Raw genomic sequence first — 24926 nt, 5'->3', positions numbered from 1 at the left:
GCTACCTCCACAGGCTTTGGGCCACCTGGAACAGCAGCCACAGGGTGAAGAGGCCTCCGGTATAGGCGGCCAGGCGGGTCTCCAGGCGGTCCAGGCGTTGGTCCAGTCCTCGGCACTGGCCGCCCAGGGATTGGGCCCCGGCGGCCAGGTCGGCGTTGATGCGCCGTTGCTCGGCCACGCTCATCTTGAGCACCGTGTCCAGCCGCTGGAGTTGGCCGCGCAGGCTTTCCAGAGCCACCTTGATCTCCTCCTCGCCCACGGACCTAGTCTTGGGCGAGGCCCAAGAGGCCCTGGCGCAGGAAGATGGCCACCAGGCCGGTGAGGCCGGTCTGCATGGCCTCCCCCAGAGAGGCCTCCCCGGCGTAGTAGGCGCCCACCGCGGTGAATAAACCGGCCAGGCCGGTCCAAAAGGTCTTGGTCTTCATCAGGCTCATGCTCGCCTCCTGTCGGCGGCCGGGGCCGCCGGTGTGATGTTGGGGCTAGCCTAGGCCCCCCATGGGGGGCGGCCCAGGCCGGGGGCGCACAAATACGTCTTCCCCAGGAAGCGCGCGGCGCTGCTTCCTTGGGCGGTCTCCGGGTCGGGTTGTACGAGGGGGGATTGGGGGGAGCGGGTCGGGGGCCAAGCGGTCTAGTTGTCACTACCGGGGCGCTCGGGGTGCAGGATGTAGCGCAGGTGGCGGGTGGAGAGCCCCCAGCGCCGGGCCAGTTGGCGGGTGTTGGCCCCGTCGAACTCGTCGCGGATGAGCTGGTTGCGCAAATCCAGCAGACAGCGCTCCAGCTTGGGGAAGTACACGCTGTTGCCCGAGAACACCTGGGCCAGTTGCAGGGTGGGCTCCAGCCCGATGACCCCGGCGATCTCCTGGTACACCTCGGGGAGCTGCTCGGCCTGCACCCGCTTCATCCAGCCGGGCACCAGGCCCGGACCCCTCAAAAGGTTCTGTTCCATGTTTTCTCCTTGAAGCTTTTGGTTCAAAACGATCCTGCCGGTGTGCTATTGGTGAAGCACTCGCAGCTCAGGTTAATATAGCCTTTATGGGTATATGTCAACAGATTTCAAAATTCCACAATCGGGCTGGCCGCTTGGCCATTCCACTGACGGCCTGTTTTGCCGCTCTGCCCGGCTGCTTGGTGGTTCGCGTGGCCGATCCCCCGCCCTTCTGGCCGCCCGCGCCCCCGCCGTCGGTCAGCGAGTCCTCGAGCCTGGGCCTGTACCTGCTGCTGGGCCTGGCGGGGCTGCTTCTGCTGGGTTTGGGCTTGGCGTTTTGGCGGGTCCGGCAACGCCGGGAAGACTGCCTGCCCCTGGACCGCGAGGACCAGGCCCTGCTGCGCACGGCCCGCGACGCCTTGGGCTATCTCATCAAGCGGCGGATGAGGAGGTTGCGGCTGGTGATAGCCGGCAAGCACTAAGGCGGCTGCGCCAGACGCCGCATGGCGGCGTTGTCGGCGTCACTCGGTCCTCGGCGTAGGTAGACTACGCCTGCGTCCCTCGTTCGCCTGCCGCCTTGCCCTGCAGCGTCTGCCTTTGTCTCACATCCCTCTTAACTTGCTCGGTCCCCTGGTTGACAGCGCGGCCGGGGCCTGTTAATTTAATAAATTACTAATTTAGTAAATTACTAAAAAGGGAAAGGGCAGGCCGCATGAAGGTCCCTACATACCTTAAGCACAAGCCGGTTTTCGTGGTGGAGGACTACGAGAAGGTGGACGGCCGCTACGCCAATCATTCCGATGCCAAGGGCCTTTCCTTGGGGCTGGCCCAATGGAACGAACGGGGCAAGGTCGAGATATCCGCCAAGGTTTGGCGGCATACGGGGGGCAAGTGGTCCCGGCAATCAGAGGAATTGCCCCTGCACCGCGTGCTGGATTTGGGGATCATGATCTGTCAGTCCCTGCTTCATTTCAGGGAGGCCTACCGCTACGAGAAGCTCTACGACCAGGACCAGGCCCAAATCGCCAGGGTCGGCCTGCAGGGAGAGGCCATGACCGTCGCCGTCTGCCTGGACAACGAAAAGATCGATGAAGACATGCAGCTATTTTCAGAGGCCCTGCACCGTGACGATGAGCTGATCGGAGAGCGGCTTAAGATGCTGGCCCGGATTTTAAGGGAAATGGGTTATTGAGCGATGGCCGACAAAAAAGAACTCAAGGAAATGTACAAGAGCATGAAGCCGGAGATGGGGGTGTTCCGGATCCAATCCAGGATAAGCGGAAATTGCTATCTATACTCGGCCAAGGATCTGAAAAGCCTGATGAACCGCTATCGTTTCCAGCTTGCGCGGGGTTCTCACCCCGACCGGCGGCTGCAATCCGAGTGGAGCGAGCAGGGCGCGGACAATTTCATCGTCGAGGTGCTGGAACGTCTGGAATACGACCAGGACGAAACGAAAAGCGACTACGCCCAAGACCTGGAACTGTTGCGCATGATCTGGCAGGACAAACTCAACCTCCCAAGTGAGGCCTGAGCGGGTCGCGGGCCGGATCGCCTGGGATTTTTAAGCGCGAGAAAAAATCAGCGGCCCGCCTCGGGGCGGCGGCGCGTCCCCGCCACCACCCACGCCAAAAGAAAGGGCCAGGCTAGCGCCTGGCCCGTGGCTTGCATTTTGCCGTGGCCGCATGTCCGCCCACTAGCCCGGTCAGGCCGCTCTAGCCGCCGCTCACCCCCAAGCGCTGCTCCAAGAAGGCCAACTCGGCGGCCAGCTTGGGCTCGATCTCCAGCTTGCGTTCGATCTGGTCCACCCCGTACATCACCGTGGCGTGGTTGCGGTTGAACACCTGGCCTATGGCCGCGAAGGAGGCGTCGGTGTGGCGGCGGCACAGGCACATGGCCAGGTTGCGCGGCCGCACCACCGCCTTTTTGCGGCTCTTGCCGGTGAGCAGCTTGCTCTCCATGCCGTAGACCGTGGCCACCAGGTCGCGGATCTGGGCCGGGCTCACCCGGCGCAGGCGGGAGGCCAACTGGCCCAACACCTCCGCGGCCAGGCCCAGGTCGAGGGGCCGTCCGGTGAGGCTGGCGCGGGCCATGAGCCCCACCAGGGCCGAGCGCAGGCGGCGCACGTCGTCGGGTATCTCCTGGGACAAAAACTCCAGCACCTCGGGGGGCACGGCCATGCCCTCCTGGGCGGCTTGGCGCTTGAGGATGCGCACCCGGGTGGCGAAGTCCGGGGGCTCGATGCCCACGGTCACGCTGTCGGCCAGGCGGCTGACCAGGGCCGGGGCCAGGCCCTGCAATTGGGCCGGGGCCATGCGCCCGGTGAACACCACCCGCTTGCCCGCGTCGGCCAGGGCGTCCAGGGTATAGACCAGCTCATCCTGAGTCTTGTCCTTGCCGGCCAGGAACTGGACCTCCTCCAAGAGCAGCAGGTCGCAGCCGGTGCGGAAGCGTTGTTTGAACTGGTCGGCCCGCTTGCCCCGGATGGCGGCGATCATCTGGTTGGTGAAGTCCTCGGCGGTCAGGTAGGCCACTCTGGTCTGGGGCATGTAGCCCAGGATCTGGTGCCCCACCGCCTGGGTGAGGTGGCTCTTGCCCAGGCCGGTGCCCGAGACCAAAAACAGGCCGTTAGAAAACAAGCCGCCGCCGCCGGCCAGGGCCTTGGCCGCGGCAAAGGCGAACTCGTTGCCTCCGCCGGCCACGAAGTTGTCGAAAACGTAGCGCTGGTTCAGCCGGGGCATCTGCAAGGCCCCCATGCGGGGCAGCTCCATCTGGCGGGGGGCCGGGGCCGCCGGGGGGGGCGGCTGGGAGGCGCGGCGCGCGGCGGGCCGGGGAGACTCCAGAACCAGCTCCAGATCGGGGTGCAGCTCGGCCAGATGCTGTTGCAGCAAGGGCGCGAAGCGTTGCTGAACGGTGTTGAGATGCAATTGGTTGGGGCAGAGCAGTACCAGCCGGTTACCCCGCAGGGGTTTAGGCTGTAGTGGTTCCAGCCACAGGCCGTAGTCCTGGGGATCCAGGCCGCCGTCCAGGCTGCTCAATAGCTTCCGCCATAAAATTTCCGCCTCGGCTGGCCTGGCCGAGGCGCTGGGGGAAGGCTCCAACATGGGGGTATTGTGCGTATGTGATTGGCCGTAGTTCATGGTTGAGGAAAAAAGGCCCCCGTGAATCCGCGACAAGGCGGAATTAATAAGCGAATAAGACTGTGTTTAAAAAGTGACCCGGTGCGACATTGTGTCTGGAGCATCATTGCTTTTGTTCCCACCAGCGGTCAATCTTGATATATCTCGGCGTGGCCCGTAAGCTTCCTCCACTTGACCACAATGATAACCATTTGGTTTCACTGTAAATCGAAGGACAATTTCTGTAGGTGCCTGAATGAAGGCCTCTGTGGGCAGTTGGGCTAAGCTCCATCCACGCTTGAGTTTCTCAATAATGTCACAACTGTGCCATATTTTGGCCACATAGGCGTAATCCTATTTTCGACGATTATCGCGATATTTCGGCGTTTTTCGCCCAAATTAATCTCATTGGATTAAGGCGGCGGATAACTACCGGGAAATATGACCAAAGATGGTGTCCCGGCCCAGGGAGGGGGTTCAAAAAAAATTTCACCCCCCGGCAACCCGTCGTTTTTCAGGGCTGGTTTTCGCCATGCGCACCCGAAACCGCTGGAAGCGCGGCCTCGGCGCGGGCTCAGAGAGCCTGCTCCAGGGGCGCGGCGCTTTGGCCCAGGGCGGCGGCCACCGCCGGATGCACCAACAGCCCGCCGGCCGTGTTGACCCCCAGGGCCAGGGCGGGGTCGCGGCGGGCGGCGGCCAGGCCCTCATGGGCCAGCACCAGGGCGTAGGGCAGGGTGGCCCCGGTCAGGGCCAGAGTGCTGGTGCGGGCCACCGCGCCGGGCATGTTGGCCACTCCGTAGTGGATCACCCCGTGCACGGTGAACACCGGGTCCGCGTGGGTGGTGGGGCGCATGGTGGCCACGCAGCCGCCCTGGTCGATGGCCACGTCCACGATCACCGAACCGGGTTGCATGCTCCCGACCATTTCTTCGCTCACCAGCTGGGGAGCCCTGGCCCCCGGCGAGAGCACCGCCCCGATCACCAGGTCGCTGGCCGCGCAGGCCTCGGCCACCGTCTCAGGCAGGGAGAGCAGGGTGGTCACCCGCCCGCCGTAGAGGTCGTCCAGGTGGTTGAGGCGGGGGGCGGTGCGGTTGAGCACCGTCACCTGGGCCCGGAGCCCCAGGGCCATCTTCAGGGCCGCGTGGCCCACCGTCCCGGCCCCCAGGATGGCCACCCGGCCGGGGGCCACTCCGGGCACCCCGCCCAAGAGCACCCCTCGCCCGCCCTGGGGGCGCTCCAGGTAGTGGGCCCCGGCCTGCACCGCCATGCGCCCGGCCACCCGGCTCATGGGCTCCAAGAGGGGCAGGCTGCCGTCGGGCAGTTGGATGGTCTCGTAGGCCACCGCCGTCACCCGGTCCTGGATCAGGCGGTGGGTCAGCTCGGGCTGGGCAGCCAGGTGTAGATAGGTGTAGAGCAGCAGGCCGGGCCGGAAATAGCCGTATTCAGGGGGCAGGGGCTCCTTGACCTTGACCACCATGGCGGCTTCCCAGGCCCCGACGGCGTCGGTGAGCCGGGCTCCGGCCGAGGCGTAGGCCTCGTCGGTGATGCCCGCGCCCAGGCCCGCGCCCGTCTCCACCCGCACCTGATGGCCCGCCGCGACCAGGATCCGCACCCCGGCGGGGGTCATGGCCACCCGGTATTCCTCGGTCTTTATCTCCTTGGGCACCCCGATGAGCATGTTATGCCTCCCGGCTCGAAGCTCGGGCCCGGCGGGTTATCCACCGGCCACCTGCTATTTTTGCGCCATTTACCCCCGGCCTTTCAACCGCTCTCAGGGAATTACCCGCCGTTTTTCCACCAACCATTTGGTGAACTCAACGAGTTTTTCACCGAGTCTGCCGGAATAACAACCGTTTTTCATCCGGGTTTTCCACCGTCATTTGGGCTTTTCAATAGCCAATCAACAAGTTTTCAACAAGATGATTTCTATTATAACCAATTAGTTGATTGACTTTTCCACAACACTGCGGCGGAAAGGTCTCCATCGGCGGCCAGGCCGGCCGGGCTAGGGGACAGGTGGTGGAAAAATTTCCCGCCGCTCCTTGGCTTGCTCTGGGCGGGAGGTGGTGCTTGGGTCGACACCCGGCGGGCGGGGCCGGCCCGGCGGGAGGCCTGGCTGGTGTGGGGGTTTTTGGGGGCGGCGCTGGTGGTGGCGGGGCTCACCTGGGTAACCTCGGACGGCCGCTTCCTCACCAGGCCCCTGTGCTGCCTGGTGTTTTTGGCCGGCCTGGGGCTGGAGCCCCTGCTGCCAGGCCGGGGGAGCAACCCGGCGCGGGCAAAAAAATAGGCCGCCGCGCCGTGGTGAGCGCGGCGGCCTGAAACTCTCGCGAAAGACGGGGTCTAGCTTTTTTCGGCCTTTTTGTCCTCAAGCTCCTCGGACTTGGCCGACTTCAACTCGTCGGTCTCGTCTTCCTTGACCCCGCCCTTGAAGTTCTTGATGGCCTTGCCGAGGTTGCCCCCGATTTGGGGCAGCTTGCCCGCCCCGAAGATCAGAAGGACGATGACCAGGATGATAAGAAGTTCGGGAATGCCTATCCCGCCGATCATAACCTCAGCCTCCTCCCAGGTGAGAGACCCTCACGGCCCTCAGTCCAGGTGTTCCTCCATGAGCTTCAGGAAGGCGGGCGACCCCCGGAATTCCTGATTGGCCTGCATGTGGGCCAGCCAGGTGCGCCAAGTGGTGGCCCACTGGGGGGTGTGCCAAAAGGCCTCGGGTTCACCCCCCTTTTCCAAGCGACGGAACGCCTCGTATTCCTCTTGGCACACTTCGCAGAAGGGGTAGGGCGCGTCCATCGGCGGCGGAGCCACGAATTCGGCGGGCTGGCCGCAGTGGGCGCAACGCCGGGGGCACATGCCGCAACTGAGCGAACTGGCCACCGCTTCGGCGCGGCGGCGGGCTCTGCCTTCGGCTATGCGCCTCTCTTTGCCCTTGCGTCCTTGAAGGTCGATAACCTCGGCCACGGGACACCTCTTAACCTTCCAACAATGCGATTAAACTCTACCAGCGGCCCCCAGGGCAGTCAAGCAGGCGGGCGTTGGGCCAGGCCCTCGGCGATGCCCGCGGCCATGGCCCGGGCGGCGGCCGGGGGGTCGTCGGCGGTGCGGATGGGCCGGCCCACCACGATGTGGCTGGCCCCGGCGGCGATGGCCCGCTCCGGGGTCATCACCCGCTTTTGGTCGTGGACCTCCCCGCTGGCCGGGCGGATGCCGGGGCAGACGATAAACGCTTGGAGTCCCAACACCTTGCGCACCGCCGCCGCCTCCAGCCCCGAGCACACCACCCCGGCGCAGCCCGCGGCCAGGGCCAGGGAGGCCCGCCGGAGCACCAGGGCCTGGGGGTCTTGCAGCTCGGGCGGATAGCCCATGGCCTTAAGCTCCTGGCTCCCCAAGCTGGTGAGCACCGTGACCCCCAGCAACTTGGCCCCACCCAGGTCCATGTCCGCGAAGATGCCCGCCTGGTCGGCGTGGCAGGTTATCAAATCCACCCCCAGCCCGGCGGCCGCCCTCGCGGCGGCGCGCATGGTGGCCGGGATGTCGTGCAGCTTCAGGTCCAGAAAGATGGCCCGGGCCCCGGCCCGTCGCACCCGCTCCACCACCGAAGGTCCGGCGGCCACGAACAGCTCCAGGCCCACCTTGAACACCCCCACCTCCGGGGCCAGCAGGCGCACCAGGTCTTCCGCCTCGTCGGCGTTGTCCACATCCAGGGCGAATATCAGGCGGTCGCGTGGGTTCATGGGGCCGTCTCCTCCAGGTTCATGGCGTCGTATTCCCGGGCCAGGAGGACGATCTCCCCCTGCTCTCTAAAGCTGTACAGGCTCTCGCGCCCCACCACCAGGTGGTCCAGAAGCGCCAGGCCCACCCCCCGGCAGGCAAAGTATAGCTGGCGGGTCAAGCGGCGGTCCGCCCCGCTGGGGGTGGGGTCGCCGCTGGGGTGGTTGTGGGCGGCCACCACCTCGGAAGCCCCGGCGGCAAGGGCCTTGGCCACCACCTCCCGGGGATAGACCACCGCCTGGTTCAGGGTGCCGCTGAACAGGTCCTCGCTGGCCAGCACCCGGCGGCGGGAGTCCAACAGCAGCACCCGGAACACCTCCTGCTTGAGCGGACCCATGGTCAGCAGCAGGTATTCCGCCGCCTGGGCGGGATCGCCCAGGGCCGCCTGGTCCATGAGCCGGTCTTCCAGATAGCGCCGGGCCACGGCGGGCACCAGCTTGAGCCCCAAAATGTTCTTGGGGCCGATGCCCTTGATTTGGGCCAGATCGGCGGGCGGGGCCTCCAGCACCGCCCGCAGGCTGCCGAACTCACCCATCAGACCGCGGGCCTGCTGCTTGCAGTCCTGGCGGGGGGTGGCCAGGGTGAGCAAAAGCTCCAGGGCCTCCTCGTCGGTGAACTTGCCCAGGCCGTGGGTCAAAAACTTCTCCCGCAGGCGGCCGCGATGGCCCGCGCCGGGATGGGGCGGGGAGCCCATCAGCGCCACACCCCGGAAATGGGCTGGGCGCAGGAGGGGCACAGGCCGGTCTTGGCCACCTGGTCGCTCACCGAGTATCCCCGGCGGCCGATGATCTTCTCCCCGCAGCCGGGGCACTTGGTGTTCTCGCCGTCGTGGCCGAAGAGATTACCCGGATACACGTAGCTCAGCCCGGCCTGTAAGCCCAGGCCCATGGCCATCTCCAGGGTGGCCAGCGGGGTGCGCTGGGGGCCGCCCTTACTATATTTGTAGCGGGGGGTGTAGGCGCTGATGTGCCAGGGCACCTCGGTGGAAAGCTCCCGGGCGATGAACTCGGCCAGCTTGGTCAGCTCCAGGGGAGAGTCGTTCTTGCCGGGGATGAGCAGGGTGGTCACCTCCAGCCAGATGCCCGCCTGATGCACGCGCTGCAGGGTGTCCAGCACCGGCTGCAGCGAGGCCTTGCACTCGCGGCGGTAAAAGCCGTCGCTCATGGCCTTGAGGTCCACGTTGGCCGCGTCCAGCAGGCCCTGGCACGCTTCGATGCAATCGGCCGACTCGTAGCCGTTGGTCACGAACACGTTCTTGAGCCCCGCCTGGTGGGCCAGCTTCATGCAGTCGTAAGCGTATTCAAAATAGATGGTGGGCTCGGTGTAGGTGTAGGAGATGGAGGCGCAGCCCGCCCTTTGCGCCGCCTCCACGATTTGTCGGGGGCTCACCTCGGCCCCGCCGGGCCCGCCGCCGGGAATGTCGCTGCCCCCTTCGCGGGTGTATTGGCTGATGTCCCAGTTCTGGCAAAAGGCGCACTGGAAGTTGCAGCCGATGGTGGCGATGGAGTAGCTGGTGGTGCCGGGCAAAAAGTGGAACAGGGGCTTTTTCTCGATGGGGTCCACGTTGCCCGCGATGGGCTTGCCGTAGACCAGGGAGTAAAGGGTGCCCTCGGTGTTTTCGCGCACCTGGCAGATGCCCCGCTTGCCCGGATCGATGAGGCAACCGTGGGCGCACAGGCGGCAGCGCACCTGGTCCCGGTCGCCGGTCTTGTCGTATAGCATGGCCTCGCGCATGGCTCGTTCTCCCGTTATAGGCTCAGATTAACACAGGCCGGGGCCCCCCGAACAAGGCCGCTGCCATCGATATGGCTTGCCTTGCGCCGCGATTGTCCCTAGCATGAAGACGCTGATATTCAGGCCCGCGCATACAAATAACCGGATATTTTGGGAGTGATCGATCATGCGCTTCAGTAGAGTTTGCCTGGCCACCGCCGCCCTGGCCGTGATGCTCGGTTTGGCCGCGGTAGCGGCCGCCGCCGACAACCCCTTCAAGATGCCGCCTCCCTTCAAGTCGGCCATCATCAACTACAGCTACTCCGGCAACCAGCAGGGGCAGTCTACGGTCTACTTCAAGGGCGATACGCGGGCCGAGCACAAGAAGGTGGTTACCAAGATCCTGGGTTTCGGCAGCGAGGACAACTCCATAATCATCACCGAGCCCCAGCGGGTCACCACCGTGGACCTGGGCAAGAACGAGGCCTATTACACCGGCAACTACATCACCTACCTGGCCCAGGAGTATGACAAGCTATCCCCGGCCGAGAAAAAGCGGGTGAAGAAAAACGCCGAGCAGATGGGCGGCAACTTCCTGGCCGCCATGGGAGGCTCCAAGCCTCAGGTGAGCCAGGGCACCTTTTTGAACCATCCGGTGGAGATCGTCAAGGTGATGGGGCTCACCAGTTACACCTGGAAGGGCAAGGGCGTGGTGCTCAAGCAGGAAGGCGGCATCATGGGCATGCAGATGAACCTGACCGCCACCCAGGTGCGTACCGGGGTGCCGATCCCCGCCGACAAGCTAGCGCCCCCGCCGGGCATCAAGCCGGTGTTCAACCAGGAGGCCGACAACCAGCAGCGTCAGATGGCCAAGCAGGTCATGGACATGCTCAAGGACCCGGATTTCGGCAAGAAGCAGAGCCAGGCCATGCAGGACGCCTCCCGCCAGGCCAAGGAGGCGCAGGCCCAGCAGCATGCGGCCCAACAGCAGGCCGGCAAGAGCGCCCCGGCCTCGGGCCAGCCCCAGGACGGCTCCCAGAGCCAGAGCGGCGACATGGTGCAGGAGGGCCTCAACGCGGCAAAGAAACTCCTCAACTGGTAAGAAAAACCGCGCCGGAGGAACTCCTCCGGCGCGGGAAAATCGTTCGGGCTGCTAGAGGGCTAGTAGCCCATCTTCTTGAGGCCCTGCTCCTGGCGCGACCACTTGGGCTCCACCCTGACCAGCAGATCCAAAAACACCGGCCCGCCCACCAGCTTTTCCAGGTCCAGGCGGGCCTGGGTGCCGATCTTTTTGATCATGGCCCCGCCCTTGCCGATGATGATGCCCTTGTGCCCCTCGCGCTCCACGTGGATGGTGGCGGTGATGGCCACCGGCCGGTCCGCCTCCTCGGGCTCCAAATACTGGTCCACGGTTACGGCGGTGGAGTAAGGCACCTCCTGGCCGGTGAGGCGGAACACCTTCTCCCGGATCAGCTCGGCGGCCAAAAAGCGCAGCGGCAGGTCGGTTATCACCTCGGGGTCGAAAAGGGGCGGCCCCTCGGGCAGGACTTCGGTCAGCTCGCCCAGCAGCTCCTCCACCCCGTCGCCGTTCTGGGCGCTGATGGGCACCAGGGCCTTCCAATCGCCCCACTGGGCGGCCCGCGACAACAACGGCAGCAGGGCCTCCTTCTTGGGCAGCAGGTCGATCTTGTTCAGGGCCATGATCACCGGCGCGTTCACCTTGGCCAGGCGGGGGGCTACGGCCTGGGCTCGCTCCATGCCCTTGGCGGTGATCTCGGCCATGAACAGCACCGCGTCCACCTCGTTCAGGGTTTCCTCGGCGGCGGCCACCATGCGCCGGTTCAGGGCGCTCTTGGCCACGTGGATGCCGGGGGTGTCCAAAAACACTATTTGGGCCTCGGGCAGGTTGTGCACCCCCAGCAGGCGGTGCCGGGTGGTCTGGGGCTTGTCGCTGGTGATGGCCAGCTTGAAGCCCAGGGCCTGGTTCAAGAAGGTGGACTTGCCCACGTTGGGCGCCCCGATTATGGCCACGAAGCCTGATTTCATCTCGATCCCGATCGGTTGTGGTTGCTCTTAACTCACTTAGCTTACCCCAGGCCGCCGATTCTGGTAAGAGCCGAATTTCCTTGGCCCGGGAGCCGGTGGTGCTACCATGAAATAAGACATGGGCTAATGCGGGAATTAAACGGATCGCGGGACGAACCATGGCCAATCCGGTTTTCATCTCCGGCGCGGCGCTTACCCGTTTCGGCAAGCGCGAGGCCAGCCTGGAGAGCATGATGATCGAGGCCGCCGAGGCGGCCCTTAGCCAGGCCGACCTGGAGGCGGTGGACGCGGTGTATCTGGGGGTCATGGACCCCGGCGAGTTCACCGGCGACTCCAACCTGGCCGCGGTGCTCACCGACCAACTGGGCCTGCCCGGCACCCCGGCCTCGCGGGTGGAGACCGCCAGCAGCACCGGGGCGGCGGTGTTGGAGAGCGCCTTCTACGCCGTGGCCAGCGGCTACGTGCAAAACGCCCTGGTGGTGGCGGGTGAGAAGATGACCCACCTGCCCACCAGCGAGACCACCCGCATCCTGGCCCGGGTCATCGACCGGGTGGAGCGCAGCTACGGGGCCACCATGCCCGCCCTGGCGGCCATGATCGCCCGGCGCTACGCCCACGAGAGCGACCTGGACGAGGACACCCTGACCCGGGCCCTGGGCGCGGTGGCCATCAAGAACCACGCCGGCGGGGCCATGAATCCCTACGCCCAGTTCCAAAAGGCCATCGACCTGGACCAATACCTGGCCAGCCGCCTGGTGGCCGATCCCCTGCGCATCTACGATTGCGCGCCCATCAGCGACGGCGCGGCGGCCATGGTGCTCTCCAGCCGTCCGGGCCTGCTCAACCTGGTGGGGGTGGGCCACGCCACCGACACCCTGGCCGTAGGCCGCCGGGGGGCCTTCACCTCCTTCAACTCCACCAAGCAGGCGGCCGTGAAGGCCTATCAGATGGCCGGGCTGGGGCCCGGCGAGGTGGACTTGGCCGAGGTGCACGACGCCTTCACCATCTTCGAGATCATCGGCAGCGAGGACCTGGGCTTCTTCCCGCCGGGCCAGGGCTGGCGGGCGGCCCTGGAGGGCGAGACCGGGCGCGACGGGGCGCTGCCGATCAACGCCTCGGGCGGGCTCAAGGCCCGGGGCCACCCGGTGGGGGCCTCGGGGCTGGCCCAGGTGGTGGAGCTGGCCTGGCAGATGAGCGGCCGGGTGGACCCCCCGCGCCAGCTAAACAAGGTGGACGTGGGCCTGGCCCAGTCCATCGGCGGCCTGGCCAACAACAACCTGGTGACCATCGTCACCCGCACCGACCGCAAGCGGACCTGGCAGGTGGCCGAGGAGTTGGACTACCAGCCCGCCCTGGTTCCCAGCCGCCCCCTGCTGCTGCCCCAGAGCCTCAAGCCGGGGCGGGGCGCTTTGCTCACCTGGACCGAGCTCTACAACCCCCCGCCGGGCTTCGAGGCCCCGCTGAGCCTGGGCTACGTGAAGCTGGCCGACGGCTCGGTGATCCTGGCCCACGGGCGCATGGAGCCCCCGCTCAAGGTGGGGGCCACGGTGAGCGTGGACGTGGAGGGCGAGCACTTCGTGTTCAAGGACCGCGACACCGCCGGGGAGCTGATCAAGCAGATCGGTAACCTGGCTCGCCAGGTGGTGGGCTGGTGGAGCGTGGTGGAAGATGTTTCCTCCGGCGCGGTGCGCGGCCGAAAGGCGGCCAAGCTCAAGGCGGCGCGCAAAAAGGCCCGCGAGCAGGCCGAGGATACCAGCCAGACCAAGCCGGATGAGGGACAGTGAGTTTGCTGGTATAAGGCATCCCAAACGGCGAAACCGGGAGGCGTGGGCCTTCCGGTTCGATTTTTTCCCCAGCCCGAAAAGAGAGCGCAAATGCAAGTGACGTCAACGGTGCAAGTGGATAATGAGCGGGTGAAAGCGACCTTGTGGCGGCTGCCTCCCGGCGGGGCAACGGGGCATCACGTGCACCCTCTGGACTATGTGGTGGTGCCGCTTACCGACGGAGTGCTGCGCCTGCAAGACGCCGACGGGACGAAAGAGGTCGGCTTGCAGGCGGGAGCCACCTACGCCCGCCCGGCCGGGGTGAGCCACAACACCATCAACGCGGGGGAGCGCGAGTTCAGTTTCGTGGAGGTCGAGCTGAAGTAAAGTTCCGACAGCAGTTTTGCGCCGGGCGTTGGTTTGTAGCATCCCAACGCCCGGCTATTTTTTTGACCGAACCGTTGCGCTCCTATTTCCGGGCCACGTCAAAGTCCATGGGGCCGTGCAGGGTTTGCACGGTGCGCGAACGCACCGAGCGGAAACCGGCCTCCAGCATGGCTTGGGCGATCTGTCCTTGCGCGAAATTGATTCCCTCGTCCGAGCCCAGCCGCCAGGCCAGCATGGGCAGCACCATCTCCGAGGGCTTGGTGCCCTCGTGGGTCAGGCCCTCCTGCAACACGGCGAAGACTCCGCCATGCTCCAGGGCGTTGTAGACCTTGGCCACCAGCTCGTCGAGCCGCTCGCCGCAGTAATTCAGCGAGGCGCTGGCCCAGACCAGGTCGTAGCCCGAGCCGAGGGAATCGCTCATGTAGTCGCCGCCCAAAAAGGTGACACGATCTGTGAGGCCGTGCTCTTGTATGTACTGGCGAGCTTGGTCACCCACAGCCGGATTGTCAAAGACCACCCCGCGCATGGAGGGATGGGCCTGCACCATGGCGATGCACAGCAGGCCCGGCCCGCCGCCCAGGTCCAGCATTTTGCGGAAGGTGGTGAACTCGGGCAGTCCCAGTACCAGAGGCAGCACCATCTGCACCCGCCCCGCCCGGGCCGAATTGGCCATGCCCTCGGCCATGGCCGACCAGTCGGTTGGGCCGGATTGGCCGGTTTGCTGGGTTTGGGGAGGCGTGTCATTGCGCAGGCGCTCGGGCAGGCCGACGAGCCCGCCGGTCACCATGCGGTGGGTGTTGAGCAGATGATCTCCCAAATAGGTGGGCCTGCCGGGGACCAGAAAACGCGAGGCCTCGAGGCTGTTGGAGAACAGACCGTTTTGCTTTAGCAAGATATCGGCAGAAGCCAGGCCATTGAGCAGTATTTCGGTTGCCCTTGGCTCCCAGCCCAGCTTGTCCACCAGGGCGGCTGCGCTGATGGGTTCTTGCAGATGGCTAAAAAGTCCCACTTTGATCCCGGCCAGGATGATCTCGGCCTTGACCGGCGCATAGACCGCTTGGTACAGGCTGCGTGGGCTCTCCTCGATGGGCTCTAGAATAGACATGCTCGTCCCCTGCATGTGTGGTTCGATGCTGGTCGCACCGTGAGTTCAGGCAGGAGTAGAAGGGCGGTGCATTGCCCTTGATTCAAAATACACCATCGTGTCCTGCTTGTCTCTGTGGGTGGAATGGCTGGGGTTGGTCTCGACCATCGGAATCAGCGGCGCAATGATCTTTGGTAGGTTAGGTAGAGCGAAGCGAAACCCAACACCTTGAGGTGCCTGTTCATAAGCAATTGTTGGGTTGCGGGCTTGCGCCCTCTACGCCAACCTACACGTTTTTTGATTTCTTGATCCTGCCCACCTTGCCGGCAACGCGGCTATGGGGCGTCTGGCGCAGCCGCCGTTATTCCCAAACCGCCGTGGACATCTCGGGATTATTGGCGATGTCGTCCAGGATCAGGGCCCGCAGCTTTTTGGCCACCGGCCCCACCTGACCGTCGCCCACCGGCTTGCCGTCGATGCGGCATACCGGCAGCACGTCCAGGGTGGTGCCAAAGAGTAGCACCTCGGCGGCGGTGCTCAACTCCTCCACCCCCAGGTGACGCCGGACCACCCCGGCCAGCTCGCCGCGCTCCACCAGCCCGGCGGCCAGCTCCACCGTGCGCTTGGCGGTGGTGCCTTCCAGGATGTTGTCCGGCGGCGGCAGGAGCAAAACCCCCTCGCGGTCCACCAGGCCCATGTTCTCGGTGGAGCCTTCGGCCAAATAGCCCTCCGGGTCCAGGCAGATGGCGAAGTCCCAGCCGTGGGTGATGGCCTCGCGCTTGAGCAGCACGTTGGGCAGGTAGTTGCAGGATTTGACCCCCGCGAAAAAGCCGCTCTTGGCCGGCACCTGGCTCACTCCCAGATTGGCCCCCCGCTCATAGATCTCCTCGGCCGGGGGATGGATGCGGCTGGCCATGACGTACACCCCCGCCTGGGGGCATTCGTAGGGGTTGGTGCTGAAGCCGCCCGGCCCCCGCGACAGGAAGATGCGCAGCATGCACTCGCGCTGGCCCCCCGCCTTGATCACCGCCACGGCCAGGGCGGTAAGCTCCCGCCGGGTCAGGGGCATCTCCAGGTGGATGGAGGTGGCCGAGCGCTTGAGGCGCTCCAAATGGCGCTCGAACAGGTAGATGCGCCCGTTCAGGCACTTGGTGGCCTCGAACACCCCGTCGCCCCGGTGCACCAGGTGGTCGTCCAGGGGCACGCTCATGAGCCAGGGCTCGGTGACCACGCCGCCCAGCCAGTTGGAATACATGGCCAGGTAGTCCCGGGCCCAGGGACGGGGCAGGGCCTTGAGCCGTTCCAGAGCCTCGTCCGGGCTCAACCTCGGCGGTTCTTCTTGGTAGATAGACATAATCCGAATCTACACCCCGGGGGGGCCCCAGACAAGGACTGAGCCCGGTTCATTCTTGACAAGGCGGGCCAGGAGGCTACAGTTACGGACATCCGTTTTTCAGAAAGGCCCCAACGGCCGGGCGAGGATGACGTGTCCGCAGCCAAGCAAAAACCCTTCCCCTTGTCCCTTACGTCCAAGCTGGGGCGCAGCTTCAAAAAGCAGCTGGTGCGCCAGGCCGGACGGGTGGATTTTTACCGTCTTCTCAAGCACGTGTCCCACAGTGAAGCGGGCCGCCCCTGGCTGGAGCACTTCCGCCAGATGCCTCCCTCCTGGGAAGAGGCCGGGGCGGTGCGCCAGTGGGCCGCCGAGCTCACCATGGCCCAACTCGCCTCCGAGGGCCAGGAGCCGGACCGCGCGGCGGTGGAGCACAACCTGGATTCCATCGCCATCCGCTACGACCGCGAGATTCACGAATACGGCACATCGGCGGTGGTGACCCTGGTCAACGGATTTTTCAGCCAGCGGGACCCCACGGCCAGCTTCACCTCGGCCGACCGGCGCGAGCTGGCCCACATGGACCAGCTGAAGCGGTACCGCGAACAGGGCCTGGGGGTGGTTTATCTCATCAACCACTCCTCGCATCTGGACGAGTTCCTGTTGGCCGCGGTGCTGGCCCAAAACGGGCTGGGCCTGCCGGCCTTCGCCGCGGGCGACAACATGATGGCCATCGAGAGCATCGCCCGCATCCTGTGGATCGGCTCCTACGTGGTGCGTCGCCGGGGGGCAGACCGATCCTACATGGCCGCCCTGTTCAACTACTGCCGGGCCCTGGCCGAGCGGGGCGGGCAACAGGGCATCTTCCTGGAGGCCTGGGCGGGCGGAGCCCGCAGCCGCGATGGCAGCCTGCGCTATCCCCGCCGCCTGGTCACCCTCAGGGGGGCCCTGGCCGGCGAGCAGGAGGTGGTGGTCCAGCCGGTGGCCATCAGTTTTTCCACGGTGCCCGAAGACCTCTCCCTGGCCGCCCGCAAGGGGGTCTACACCTGGATTCGGGGCCTGGGCGCGCTGCCCACCCTGGGGCGCATGGTGGCCCACCCCCGCTCCTGGATGTGGCGCAGCATCCAGGGTCTCTACGGCCGGGCCTACGTGACCCTGCCCCAGCCCCGCCTGCTCAGCGAGCTAAAAGCGGCCCACGCCGCCGACCGCCAGGGCCGGGAGCTGGACGAATACGTGGCCCTCACCGCCATCAGCGACATCGCCCGCGGCAAAAAGGTCATGGCCAGTCAGCTGACCGCCCGGGGCCTGCTCAGGGCCCGCCGCCAGGGCGCCTCCGACCTGAACGCGGCCGCCCAGGCCGAGCTGGACCTCCTGAGCGAGTACCACCGCGAGACCTTCGGGGTGGAGCCGGACCTGGAAGATTTGATCCGGGACAACCCCATTTCCCAGGTGGTGGCCGACGGCCTCAAGACCCTGCGCCGCCGGGGGGTGGTGTGGCCCCTGCTGCGCGACGAAAAGAAGCTGCCCAAGGTGCGCAACTCCCGGGGCCTTAGCTTCTACGCCACCCACGGCGACCGCCGCCTGTATTCCCCCAACGCCAAGCAGAACCTGGTGGTGGTGGGCGCGGGCGACTGGGGCTTCGCCCTTACCCACTACCTGGGCAACCGCATGTTGGAGGGCCGCCACTATCTGCACGCCAGCCTGACCCTCTACGACCCCCGGCGCGAGATCATCGATCAACTGGTCTACGAGCGCAGCCCCGAGGGCCGCTTCAGCGAGCAGCGCCTACCCAAGAACGCCTTTGTCACCTCCGACCCGCCCAGCGCCTTCAAAAAGGCCACCGAGGTGGTGTTGGCCTGCCCGGCCGGCCACCTGGCCGAGCAGGTGCGGGTGCTGTTGGCCCACGCCGAGCAGGGGGTCAAGTTGGTAGTGGCCAGCCGGGGCCTGGCCCCGGAGCCGCCCTATCTGCCGGTGGCCCTGGTGCGCCAGATGGCCGCCCGGGCCGGGCGGGGCGACGTGACGGTCTACGCCATGGGCGGGGCGGTGGGCACCGGCGACCTGATGGAAGGCCGTAGCGGACGTCTGGTGCTGGCCGGTCCGGCCGCCGAGCGCGACGAGCTGGCCAAGCTGTTCACCATGGCTCCCATCTCCGTGGCGGTGAGCGAGGACCCGGTGGGGGTGAACCTGGCCGGGGTGCTCTCGCGGGTCTACGGCATGTGGGCGGGTTATCTCACCCGGATGGAGCGCATGAACCGGGCGGCCACGGCGGGGGTCTACCTGGCCGACGCCTCGGCCGAGGCCATCGTCCTGGCCCGGGCCCTGGGCGGCTCGGAGAGCAGCTTCAGCGCGGCCAGCGCCGCCTGGTCGGCCGCCTTCGCGGCCAGCGGCCTGGGCGGCCAGGCCCGCGAGTTCGGCCGCCGGGTGGGCAGCCAGGCCCGCCGGGGCAAGGGGGCGCCCTCCGCGGCCCGCCGCCTGGCCCGCCAATGGGCCGAGGAAGACCGCCCGCTCATCGCCTGGAACGATCTGGACCTGGCCGTCAAGATGGCCGCCGCCCGCCGGGTGAAGATGCCCATCCTGGAGGAGGCCTGGACCACCTTCCTGGAGGGCGCCGAGGCGGAGTCATAGCCCCGCGTCCGCCACACTTAAAAAGCCGCCCGCCGCAAAACGGCGGACGGCTTTTGGTTTTAGCGGATGAGCGGGGTTACTTGGCCGTGGCCGCGGCCCGCTGTTCGTTGCTCATGGCGGCCAACTCCTTGACCCGGTTCACGTCCAGGCCCAGGCCCTGGGCCACCTTGGTGCCGTAGTCCGCATCGCACTTGAAAAACACCGCCGCCTGGCGTTCCTGGATGCGCTTGGCCGCGCCGCCCAGATGGTCCACGATGTTGCCCACCAGGTGCTCCCTGGCCTCGTCGGTCATCACGTTGCGATACAGGTTGCCCGGCTGCACGAAGTCGTCGTTGTCAAAGGCGTATTCGTAGTGGTCGCCGTCGCCTTCCAGGGGGATGGCCGGTTCCTGGGCCGCCGGGTCCGGGGCCGGGCCGCCGAAACTGTTGGGGTAGTAGTTGGGCCCGCTGCCCCCGCCGTCGTCCACTCGCATGAAGCCGTCGCGTTGGTAGTTGTTTTCCGGGTGATGCTTGGCCTGGTTCACCGGGATCAGGTGATAGTTGGGGCCCAGGCGGTGGATGTGGGTGTCATGGTAGGAGAACACCCGGCCTTGGAGCATTTTGTCCGGGCTTATGGCGATGCCCGGCACCAGGTTGCCGGGGCAGAAGGCGGCCTGCTCCACCTCGGCGAAGTAGTTCACCGGGTTGCGGTTTAAGACCAGCTTGCCCACCTTGATGGGCGGCACCTCGCCGTGGGGCCACACCTTGGTGATGTCCAGGATGTCCCACTTGAAGTCCTTGGCCTGCTCGGGGGTGAGTATCTGCATCTCCAGGGTCCAGGAGGGGTAGTCGCCCTGGGCGATGGCGTTGTGCAGGTCGCGAGTGGCGTGGTCCGGGTCCTTGCCCTTTAGCATCTCCGACTCTTGGCGGGTCAGGTTTTTGATGCCCTGGTCGGTCTTGAAGTGGTACTGCACCCAAAAATAGTCGCCGGCGGCGTTGTACCACTTGTAGGTGTGGCTGGAATAGCCGTTCATGTTGCGGTAGGTGGCCGGGGTGCCCCGATCCGAGAAGAGCACCGTCACCTGGTGGGCCGACTCGGGGGTCAGCGACAGGAAGTCCCAGAACATGTCCGGGTCCGGCAGGTTGGTGGCCGGGTTGCGCTTCTGGGTGTGGATGAAGTCCGGGAACTTGATAACGTCGCGGATGAAGAACACGGGGGTGTTGTTGCCCACCATGTCGTAGTTGCCTTCTTCGGTGTAGAACTTCAGGGCAAAGCCGCGGGGGTCGCGGGCCGCGTCGGCCGAGCCCCGCTCGCCGCCCACGGTGGAGAAGCGGGCGAACACGTCGGTCTTCTTGCCCACCTCGCTCAAGAACTTGGCCTTGGTGTACTGGCTCACGTCGGCGGTCACCTCGAAATATCCGTAGGCGCCCGCGCCCTTGGCGTGCACCACCCGCTCGGGGATGCGCTCGCGGTCGAAGTGTCCCAGTTTTTCCAGGACGTGATAGTCCTGCATCAGGATGGGCCCCCGGGGTCCGGCGGTCAGGCTGTGCTGGTCGTCGCCCACCGGCTGGCCGAAAGCCGTGGTCAGGGGTCTTTTCTTTTCGGACATGGAAGCGTCTCCTTTGGCTTCTGGTTGGTCGCCGAGTATATGCAAGTAATTATCTAAGGAAAATGATTTTCCGTAGATAACAATTATTATAACTCGGGTCCGATCGCGAAACCGAAATTCATTTCTTTTTGCGGCAGTCGGGGCAGAGACCGAAAAAGTCAAGTTGATGCCGCTCTATCTGGTAGCCCGAGCGGCGGGCCATTTCCCGGGCCATCTCCTGTGCCTGGGGCAGGTCGGGGTCGGCTATGGCGCCGCAGCGCAGGCATACGGCGTGAGGATGGGGTTGGGGCTGTTTGCCGTCATAGCGGCTGCCCCAGTGGGCAAAGCCCAACTCCAACACCTGATCCAGGGACTTGAGCAAGGCCAGGGTCTTGTACACGGTGGCCAGGCTGGTGGTGGGGAACTCCCGCGCCACCTGCTCGTAGATCCTCTCCACGCTGGGATGCTCATCGCTGCCGGCCAGGATTTCGAGCACGGCCAGCCGTTGGGGGGTGATCCTCTGGCCCGCTTGGCGCAGGGCCTGGGTCATCTCCTCCACGCGCGCCTGGGCGCGCTGGTCCACGGCTGGCTGGCGTCTGGTCAAATAGCGCCCTTGCTTAGTGGAAAACAGTTATCAATTATCAGGCTGGCAGGCCTCGGCGCCCATTGTCAAGTTTTCGGAGGAATTTGGGCCGGCCAAGCCGGTCGGCTCAGTCCAGGAACTTTTCCGGCAACTGGTCCTGGTTCACCAGGCTCAGGTGGGGCACCACCATCAGGGTGGTGGTGGCGTGGGCCACCACCTTGCCCGCCGAATTGCTGATCGTGGCCTCGCCCAGGCCCAGGGTGCGCCCCAGCTTGATGCAGCGTCCCTCGCCGATGAGCTTGCCCTGGTCCTTGGTGGGGGCCAGGTAGTTCACCTTGAGCTCCACCGTAGTCATGGCCTGTCCGGGCTCCATCTGGCTGTAGACCCCCCAGAAACCCGCCGCGTCGGCGATGGTGGCGATCACCCCGCCGTGCACCACGCCGAAGGGCTGGAGATGCTTGCGGCCCAGCTCTATCTCCACGCGGGCCCAGCCCCAGGCGATGTCCACGATGCGCATGGATTGCAGGTCAAAGTAGGGGCAGGGGTTCACCCCGCTCTGGACGGCCTTCACCCATTCGGGGTTGATGCGTTTCATGTGGTCTCCACGGGTATTTCGGTCAACACGCTGGGCTCGGGGGTCAGGTTCAGGGCCGGGCCCGAGTCCCGCACCGCCACGGTGCTCTCCAGGCCCACCGGTCCCTGGGGGGTGAGGATCTTCAGCTCCAGGGCGTAAGTTTCGCCCGCGCGCACCACCGCGCGGGAGCCCTCCAGGACATAGGGCGGGGTGCCCAGTTCCTGGCCCACCCCGTGGGCCGCGAAGCGGATCTTGTGGCCCGGGCGCCCCAGGTAGCCGTCGCTCAGGCCGTGGCGGGCGGCGATCTCCAGGCTCGTCTCGTAGAGCTCGCCGCTCACCGCGCCGGGCGCCAGGCCCGCGACCAGCGCGGCCTCGATCTCTTCCAGACAGGCGTGGGCCGCGCGCACCTCGGCCGGGGCGGGGCCCAAGACGTAGGTGCGGGTCTGGTCGGTCTGGTAGCCATTCAGGCTAACCCCGAAGTCCACGTTGATGGGCTCGCCCGGCCGGAAGCGCCGGTGGCTGGCCCCCAGGGGAAAGGCCGGGGACAGCCCCCAGCCGTTGAAGGGCGCGTCCATGGCGCTGGGCAGGTTGCCCTCCGGGCCGGAGGCGATGTGCCAGGAATAGGTCTGGTGATAGGCGTGGCGCGAGCGCAGTTGGTCGATGGATCCCCCGGCCATGGCCAACCGCTGCATCTCGCCGGCCAGCTCGGCCTCGCTCATGCCCGGCCGGATGATGCCCGGCAGGGCGGCGTAGATGGAGGCGGCCAGCCGCCCCGCCTCGGCCATGCGCTCCAGTTCCCAGGCGTCCTTGACCGCCTTGAGGTCCAGCCACAGGCCGGTGGCGTCGATCAGCTCCCGCTCGGGCAGGCGCTTTTGCCAGCCCAAATAATCCACGGCGGGCATGACGTCCAGGGTCAGGCCCAGGCGGGCCCGCCGGGGCAAAACGGCCAGGAGAAAGTCCGCCGCCTCGGTGAGCCCCTTGATGAGGGTCACCGGCCAGGGGCTTTCGGCCGCGGCCCGCTCGGCGTGGCGGCGCATGAGTACCAGGGGCTCGCCCTTGGCCGGGATGAGCACCAGGCCCTGCTGGCTGGTGCCGCTGGCATAAAACACGTCGTAGGCGTCGGTGAGCAGCATGCCGTCCAGGTCTTGCATGGCGCACAGGTTGGCGATGCGCTCCCGGCGCGGCCCCAGCACCTCCATGGGGGTCAGTTGGTACCAGGGGGGGAACTCCCAGCTCACAACAACTCTCCCGCCCGGCCCAACCAGGCCCACACCAGCTCGCCCAACTGTTCCAGGTCGCTGAGCTTGAGCACCGAGGCCGGGCTGTGGATATAGCGGGTGGGCACGCTCACCACCCCGGTAAGCACCCCGCCCCGGCTCAGGTGGATGGCCCCGGCGTTGGTGCCGCCAAAGGGCGGACGCTTGCGCTGGCAGGCGATGCCCGCCTCCCGGCCCGCCGCCTCCAGGGAATCCACCACCGCCCGGGGCACCACGATGCGCCCGTCGGCCACGGTGATCGCCGGGCCTTGGCCCAGCCGGGTGGGGGTGCGGGCCGCTTCCACTCCGGGGGTCTCGCCCACCGTGGACTCCACGGCCAGGGCCAGGTCCGGGGCCAGGTCAAAGGCGGCGGTGATGGCGCCCCTAAGGCCCACCTCCTCTGCCACCGAGAAGTTCATGACCAGGCCGAAGCCCAGCTCGCGTTGCTCCGCGGCCAGACGCCGCAGCAGCCATACCAAGACCGCGCACCCGGCCCGGTTGTCCAGGTTGCGGGCGTGGTAATAGCCCCGGCCCAGGGGGCCGTGGCCCAGGTCCAACACCCCGCAGGTGCCGATCTCCAGGCCCGCCTGGGCCGCCTCGGCCGCGCTGCCCAGGCCGGCGTCCAAAAATATCTGCTCCCAGGGCTGGGACTTTTCCTCGCCCTTGCCTCCGCTCACATGGGGGGGCAAGAGGCCGCACACCGCCCCCAGGCTCTGGCCCGGCGCGGGCTGCAGGATCACCTTGGAGCCGGGCAGCAGGCGGCGGTCCAAGCCGCCCAGGGGAGCCACCCGGATGAAGCCCTGTTCGTCGATGTGCTGCACGATCAGAGCCACCTCGTCCAGGTGGGCGTCCAGCATCACCAGGGGCCGGGCCTGTGGGTCTCCCCACCAGACCCGCAGGTTGCCCAGGCGGTCCACCTCCACCCGGTGGGCCAGGGGCTCCACTATCGCGCGCACCACCGCACGGATGTCGTCCTCGCGCCCCGGAGGGCCCAGGGGCGGACACAGGGCGTCCAGCAACTCGATCAGGCTCATCAGTGCACGCTCTCTTCCTCTTGCTCCGGCGCGGGCCCGGCAAAAAACGCCTTGAGATAATAAAAGCCCTGGGTTCCCTCGCTGCTCACCGGCGCGGCGGCCAGGCGGCCCTGGGAACAGAGCATCTCGTAAAGGTCGTCCACGATGGTGGCGAACAGCTCGAAGTCCGACGGGGACTGGTAGTAGCTTTCCAGCAGGTTCAAAAAGTCCTGGCCCAGGTCGAAGCCCTGCACCGCGCGCAGCAGATGGGCCTCGTCGCTGGTGCCCACGTAGATCAGGTGGGGGCAGCGTACCCGCTCGGCCACCTCCTTGCCCAGCACCAGCGTGTTGTCGGTCTGGCAATAGGGGCAGCGGGCGGTGATCACCTGGCCCGCCCCCGCCAGTTGGGGGGTGTGCAGGGCCAGCTCGCTGGGGGAGAGCACCAGGCTGGGCCTGAGGCGAGTCAGCAGGGCCAGGTCGGGCGGCGCGCCCACCACGGCCCCGCACCAGCCGGACCAGGCCAGGGCGCACACCGCCGGGGCCATCTCCGGATCCACTCCCTCCAGGCCTCCGCCCAGGGTGAGCCAGGTGAGTAGCTCGGCGTCGCTCATCACCTCGGCCGCCCGGGCCTGGGCGAGCACCTTGGCCGCGGCCTCGGCCAAGAGGGGATCGGGCTCCTCGCCGGTTTGCCCCGCCGCCATCAGGGCCCGCCGGGTGAGGGTGGCCACCTCGTCGGCCGCCGCCTCCCGGAGGCCCGAACCCTCGCCCAGGGCGGCGGCCAGGTAGTCCTCCACCAGCTCGAAGCTCTCCGGGGACAGCTCGCCCTGTTTCACCGGGGCCAGGGAATAGATCAGGCGGTGGAAGAGAAAGGGGCGGTCCGAGCGCAGGTTGGCCAGGGCGTGGGCCAACACCGGGCCGGGCTCGGGCATGGACCATATCCAGGCCAGGGGCTCGCGGCCCTCGCACAGCTCGGGGTAGATCGTCTCGGCGGCCAGGGACCCGCGCACGTACAGGTCAAAGGCCTCTTCCTCTTCCAGGCCCAGGAGGCCGGGCTGGTCGAAGCAGAAGGCGGGCCAGTCCAGGCTGCGCAAGGGGCTGAAAAAGGCGCCGTCCAGGATGCCGCGCACCAGGGCCAGTTGGCGGGGCAGTTTTTCCTCGGAGCTCATGGGG

At 66.5% G+C, this 24926-nt stretch carries 27 protein-coding genes; 8 read left to right on the top strand and 19 right to left on the bottom strand.

Translation table 11 applies throughout. From position 1 onward, the window contains the following. Position 1: 1 nt before the first annotated feature. The 3 genes from AACH32_RS19000 to AACH32_RS18990 all read right to left on the bottom strand — a co-directional run bounded on the left by AACH32_RS19000 (position 2) and on the right by AACH32_RS18990 (position 946). The gene (locus AACH32_RS19000; RefSeq protein WP_338603094.1) at positions 2-238 is read right to left on the bottom strand and encodes a hypothetical protein; all 237 of its coding nucleotides are present in this window, start codon (positions 236-238) and stop codon (positions 2-4) included. A 25-nt stretch (positions 239-263) separates the two neighbouring features. Beyond that, the gene (locus AACH32_RS18995; RefSeq protein WP_338603092.1) at positions 264-434 is read right to left on the bottom strand and encodes a hypothetical protein; all 171 of its coding nucleotides are present in this window, start codon (positions 432-434) and stop codon (positions 264-266) included. Between the two features lie 194 nt (positions 435-628). Then, a complete protein-coding gene (locus AACH32_RS18990; RefSeq protein WP_338603089.1) occupies positions 629-946 on the bottom strand; it encodes a Mor transcription activator family protein in 318 nt (105 codons plus the stop codon). A gap of 134 nt (positions 947-1080) precedes the next feature. On the opposite strand from AACH32_RS18990, the gene AACH32_RS18985 reads away from it, so the two are divergent. The 3 genes from AACH32_RS18985 (at position 1081) to AACH32_RS18975 (ending at position 2459) form a co-directional block, all read left to right on the top strand. Beyond that, positions 1081-1407 (top strand): hypothetical protein, encoded by a 327-nt coding sequence (locus tag AACH32_RS18985; RefSeq protein WP_338603087.1) that lies wholly within the window; start codon positions 1081-1083, stop codon positions 1405-1407. A gap of 230 nt (positions 1408-1637) precedes the next feature. Beyond that, positions 1638-2117 carry a DUF6530 family protein gene (locus tag AACH32_RS18980; protein ID WP_338603084.1) on the top strand — a complete coding sequence of 160 codons (480 nt, stop codon included), beginning with the start codon at positions 1638-1640 and terminating at the stop codon, positions 2115-2117. A gap of 3 nt (positions 2118-2120) precedes the next feature. After that, positions 2121-2459, top strand: coding sequence for a GIY-YIG nuclease family protein (locus AACH32_RS18975; RefSeq protein ID WP_338603082.1), 339 nt, complete (start codon positions 2121-2123; stop codon positions 2457-2459). 181 nt (positions 2460-2640) lie between these two features. Here AACH32_RS18975 and dnaA read toward each other — a convergent pair whose 3' ends face one another. Both dnaA and ald read right to left on the bottom strand, forming a co-directional pair. Further along, positions 2641-4029 carry a chromosomal replication initiator protein DnaA gene (gene dnaA / locus AACH32_RS18970; RefSeq protein ID WP_338603080.1) on the bottom strand — a complete coding sequence of 463 codons (1389 nt, stop codon included), beginning with the start codon at positions 4027-4029 and terminating at the stop codon, positions 2641-2643. A gap of 589 nt (positions 4030-4618) precedes the next feature. Beyond that, on the bottom strand, positions 4619-5722 hold the full coding sequence (ald, locus tag AACH32_RS18965) for an alanine dehydrogenase (protein ID WP_338603078.1): 1104 nt from the start codon (positions 5720-5722) through the stop codon (positions 4619-4621). Positions 5723-6163: 441 nt separating this feature from the next. Here ald and AACH32_RS18960 point away from each other — a divergent pair, with 441 nt between their 5' ends. Then, on the top strand, positions 6164-6331 hold the full coding sequence (locus AACH32_RS18960) for a hypothetical protein (protein WP_338603075.1): 168 nt from the start codon (positions 6164-6166) through the stop codon (positions 6329-6331). Between the two features lie 53 nt (positions 6332-6384). Here the strand turns inward: AACH32_RS18960 and tatA are convergent, their stop codons facing one another. From tatA to amrS, 5 genes are read right to left on the bottom strand one after another with little or no spacing between them, the layout of a single operon-like run. After that, on the bottom strand, positions 6385-6591 hold the full coding sequence (tatA, locus tag AACH32_RS18955) for a twin-arginine translocase TatA/TatE family subunit (RefSeq protein WP_338603073.1): 207 nt from the start codon (positions 6589-6591) through the stop codon (positions 6385-6387). A gap of 39 nt (positions 6592-6630) precedes the next feature. Continuing rightward, positions 6631-7005 (bottom strand): hypothetical protein, encoded by a 375-nt coding sequence (locus AACH32_RS18950; RefSeq protein ID WP_338603070.1) that lies wholly within the window; start codon positions 7003-7005, stop codon positions 6631-6633. A gap of 59 nt (positions 7006-7064) precedes the next feature. After that, positions 7065-7778: an orotidine-5'-phosphate decarboxylase gene (gene pyrF, locus AACH32_RS18945; protein ID WP_338603068.1), complete on the bottom strand. Its 714-nt coding sequence runs from the start codon at positions 7776-7778 to the stop codon at positions 7065-7067. Beyond that, complete coding sequence (gene radC / locus AACH32_RS18940) at positions 7775-8509, bottom strand: RadC family protein (protein WP_338603066.1); 735 nt, start codon at positions 8507-8509, stop codon at positions 7775-7777. The genes pyrF and radC overlap by 4 nt, the downstream gene beginning before the upstream one ends. Beyond that, entirely contained in the window at positions 8509-9549 is a 1041-nt protein-coding gene (gene amrS, locus AACH32_RS18935) for an AmmeMemoRadiSam system radical SAM enzyme (RefSeq protein ID WP_338603064.1), read from the bottom strand. Before amrS ends, radC begins: the two co-directional genes overlap by 1 nt. Before the next feature lie 166 nt (positions 9550-9715). Here amrS and AACH32_RS18930 point away from each other — a divergent pair, with 166 nt between their 5' ends. Next, positions 9716-10630 (top strand): hypothetical protein, encoded by a 915-nt coding sequence (locus tag AACH32_RS18930; RefSeq protein WP_338603061.1) that lies wholly within the window; start codon positions 9716-9718, stop codon positions 10628-10630. Positions 10631-10689: 59 nt separating this feature from the next. Here AACH32_RS18930 and era read toward each other — a convergent pair whose 3' ends face one another. Next, positions 10690-11574, bottom strand: coding sequence for a GTPase Era (gene era / locus AACH32_RS18925; RefSeq protein ID WP_338603058.1), 885 nt, complete (start codon positions 11572-11574; stop codon positions 10690-10692). 158 nt (positions 11575-11732) lie between these two features. On the opposite strand from era, the gene AACH32_RS18920 reads away from it, so the two are divergent. Beyond that, a complete protein-coding gene (locus AACH32_RS18920) occupies positions 11733-13358 on the top strand; it encodes a thiolase C-terminal domain-containing protein (protein ID WP_338603056.1) in 1626 nt (541 codons plus the stop codon). A gap of 90 nt (positions 13359-13448) precedes the next feature. After that, positions 13449-13724, top strand: coding sequence for a cupin domain-containing protein (locus tag AACH32_RS18915; RefSeq protein WP_338603053.1), 276 nt, complete (start codon positions 13449-13451; stop codon positions 13722-13724). Between the two features lie 82 nt (positions 13725-13806). On the opposite strand, the gene AACH32_RS18910 is transcribed toward AACH32_RS18915, so the two are convergent. Further along, positions 13807-14829 (bottom strand): methyltransferase, encoded by a 1023-nt coding sequence (locus AACH32_RS18910; protein ID WP_338603051.1) that lies wholly within the window; start codon positions 14827-14829, stop codon positions 13807-13809. 340 nt (positions 14830-15169) lie between these two features. Beyond that, positions 15170-16162: an aminotransferase class IV gene (locus tag AACH32_RS18905; RefSeq protein ID WP_338603048.1), complete on the bottom strand. Its 993-nt coding sequence runs from the start codon at positions 16160-16162 to the stop codon at positions 15170-15172. A 132-nt stretch (positions 16163-16294) separates the two neighbouring features. Between AACH32_RS18905 and AACH32_RS18900 the strand changes: the two genes are divergently transcribed. Beyond that, entirely contained in the window at positions 16295-18763 is a 2469-nt protein-coding gene (locus tag AACH32_RS18900) for a 1-acyl-sn-glycerol-3-phosphate acyltransferase (protein ID WP_338603046.1), read from the top strand. Positions 18764-18839: 76 nt separating this feature from the next. Here the strand turns inward: AACH32_RS18900 and AACH32_RS18895 are convergent, their stop codons facing one another. The 6 genes from AACH32_RS18895 to AACH32_RS18870 all read right to left on the bottom strand — a co-directional run bounded on the left by AACH32_RS18895 (position 18840) and on the right by AACH32_RS18870 (position 24922). After that, complete coding sequence (locus AACH32_RS18895; protein WP_338603043.1) at positions 18840-20351, bottom strand: catalase; 1512 nt, start codon at positions 20349-20351, stop codon at positions 18840-18842. 118 nt (positions 20352-20469) lie between these two features. Continuing rightward, positions 20470-20934, bottom strand: coding sequence for a Fur family transcriptional regulator (locus tag AACH32_RS18890; protein WP_338603040.1), 465 nt, complete (start codon positions 20932-20934; stop codon positions 20470-20472). A 106-nt stretch (positions 20935-21040) separates the two neighbouring features. Further along, complete coding sequence (locus AACH32_RS18885) at positions 21041-21508, bottom strand: PaaI family thioesterase (protein ID WP_338603038.1); 468 nt, start codon at positions 21506-21508, stop codon at positions 21041-21043. Beyond that, positions 21505-22725, bottom strand: coding sequence for a M24 family metallopeptidase (locus AACH32_RS18880; protein WP_338603035.1), 1221 nt, complete (start codon positions 22723-22725; stop codon positions 21505-21507). Before AACH32_RS18880 ends, AACH32_RS18885 begins: the two co-directional genes overlap by 4 nt. Next, entirely contained in the window at positions 22722-23777 is a 1056-nt protein-coding gene (locus AACH32_RS18875; protein ID WP_338603033.1) for a M42 family metallopeptidase, read from the bottom strand. The genes AACH32_RS18880 and AACH32_RS18875 overlap by 4 nt, the downstream gene beginning before the upstream one ends. After that, on the bottom strand, positions 23777-24922 hold the full coding sequence (locus AACH32_RS18870) for a hypothetical protein (protein WP_338603031.1): 1146 nt from the start codon (positions 24920-24922) through the stop codon (positions 23777-23779). The genes AACH32_RS18875 and AACH32_RS18870 overlap by 1 nt, the downstream gene beginning before the upstream one ends. Positions 24923-24926 lie beyond the last annotated feature (4 nt).

Source organism: Desulfoferula mesophila (assembly GCF_037076455.1).
GTDB lineage: Bacteria > Desulfobacterota > Desulfarculia > Desulfarculales > Desulfarculaceae > Desulfoferula > Desulfoferula mesophila.
Note: the sequence above shows the minus strand (reverse complement) of the source record. Positions and strands in the feature narration are given on the sequence as shown.

What these genes read in the sequence shown, in the direction of transcription:
- AACH32_RS18975 (WP_338603082.1), top strand. Translation starts at nt 2,121, where the DNA reads ATGGCCGACAAAAAAGAACTCAAGGAAATGTACAAGAGCATGAAGCCG.
- era (WP_338603058.1), bottom strand. Translation starts at nt 11,574, where the DNA reads ATGAAATCAGGCTTCGTGGCCATAATCGGGGCGCCCAACGTGGGCAAG.
- AACH32_RS18990 (WP_338603089.1), bottom strand. Translation starts at nt 946, where the DNA reads ATGGAACAGAACCTTTTGAGGGGTCCGGGCCTGGTGCCCGGCTGGATG.
- radC (WP_338603066.1), bottom strand. Translation starts at nt 8,509, where the DNA reads ATGGGCTCCCCGCCCCATCCCGGCGCGGGCCATCGCGGCCGCCTGCGG.
- AACH32_RS18915 (WP_338603053.1), top strand. Translation starts at nt 13,449, where the DNA reads ATGCAAGTGACGTCAACGGTGCAAGTGGATAATGAGCGGGTGAAAGCG.
- AACH32_RS18920 (WP_338603056.1), top strand. Translation starts at nt 11,733, where the DNA reads ATGGCCAATCCGGTTTTCATCTCCGGCGCGGCGCTTACCCGTTTCGGC.
- AACH32_RS18905 (WP_338603048.1), bottom strand. Translation starts at nt 16,162, where the DNA reads ATGTCTATCTACCAAGAAGAACCGCCGAGGTTGAGCCCGGACGAGGCT.
- AACH32_RS18980 (WP_338603084.1), top strand. Translation starts at nt 1,638, where the DNA reads ATGAAGGTCCCTACATACCTTAAGCACAAGCCGGTTTTCGTGGTGGAG.
- AACH32_RS18930 (WP_338603061.1), top strand. Translation starts at nt 9,716, where the DNA reads ATGCGCTTCAGTAGAGTTTGCCTGGCCACCGCCGCCCTGGCCGTGATG.
- amrS (WP_338603064.1), bottom strand. Translation starts at nt 9,549, where the DNA reads ATGCGCGAGGCCATGCTATACGACAAGACCGGCGACCGGGACCAGGTG.
- AACH32_RS18910 (WP_338603051.1), bottom strand. Translation starts at nt 14,829, where the DNA reads ATGTCTATTCTAGAGCCCATCGAGGAGAGCCCACGCAGCCTGTACCAA.
- ald (WP_338603078.1), bottom strand. Translation starts at nt 5,722, where the DNA reads ATGCTCATCGGGGTGCCCAAGGAGATAAAGACCGAGGAATACCGGGTG.
- dnaA (WP_338603080.1), bottom strand. Translation starts at nt 4,029, where the DNA reads ATGTTGGAGCCTTCCCCCAGCGCCTCGGCCAGGCCAGCCGAGGCGGAA.
- pyrF (WP_338603068.1), bottom strand. Translation starts at nt 7,778, where the DNA reads ATGAACCCACGCGACCGCCTGATATTCGCCCTGGATGTGGACAACGCC.
- AACH32_RS18875 (WP_338603033.1), bottom strand. Translation starts at nt 23,777, where the DNA reads ATGAGCCTGATCGAGTTGCTGGACGCCCTGTGTCCGCCCCTGGGCCCT.
- tatA (WP_338603073.1), bottom strand. Translation starts at nt 6,591, where the DNA reads ATGATCGGCGGGATAGGCATTCCCGAACTTCTTATCATCCTGGTCATC.
- AACH32_RS18995 (WP_338603092.1), bottom strand. Translation starts at nt 434, where the DNA reads ATGAGCCTGATGAAGACCAAGACCTTTTGGACCGGCCTGGCCGGTTTA.
- AACH32_RS18885 (WP_338603038.1), bottom strand. Translation starts at nt 21,508, where the DNA reads ATGAAACGCATCAACCCCGAATGGGTGAAGGCCGTCCAGAGCGGGGTG.
- AACH32_RS18895 (WP_338603043.1), bottom strand. Translation starts at nt 20,351, where the DNA reads ATGTCCGAAAAGAAAAGACCCCTGACCACGGCTTTCGGCCAGCCGGTG.
- AACH32_RS18870 (WP_338603031.1), bottom strand. Translation starts at nt 24,922, where the DNA reads ATGAGCTCCGAGGAAAAACTGCCCCGCCAACTGGCCCTGGTGCGCGGC.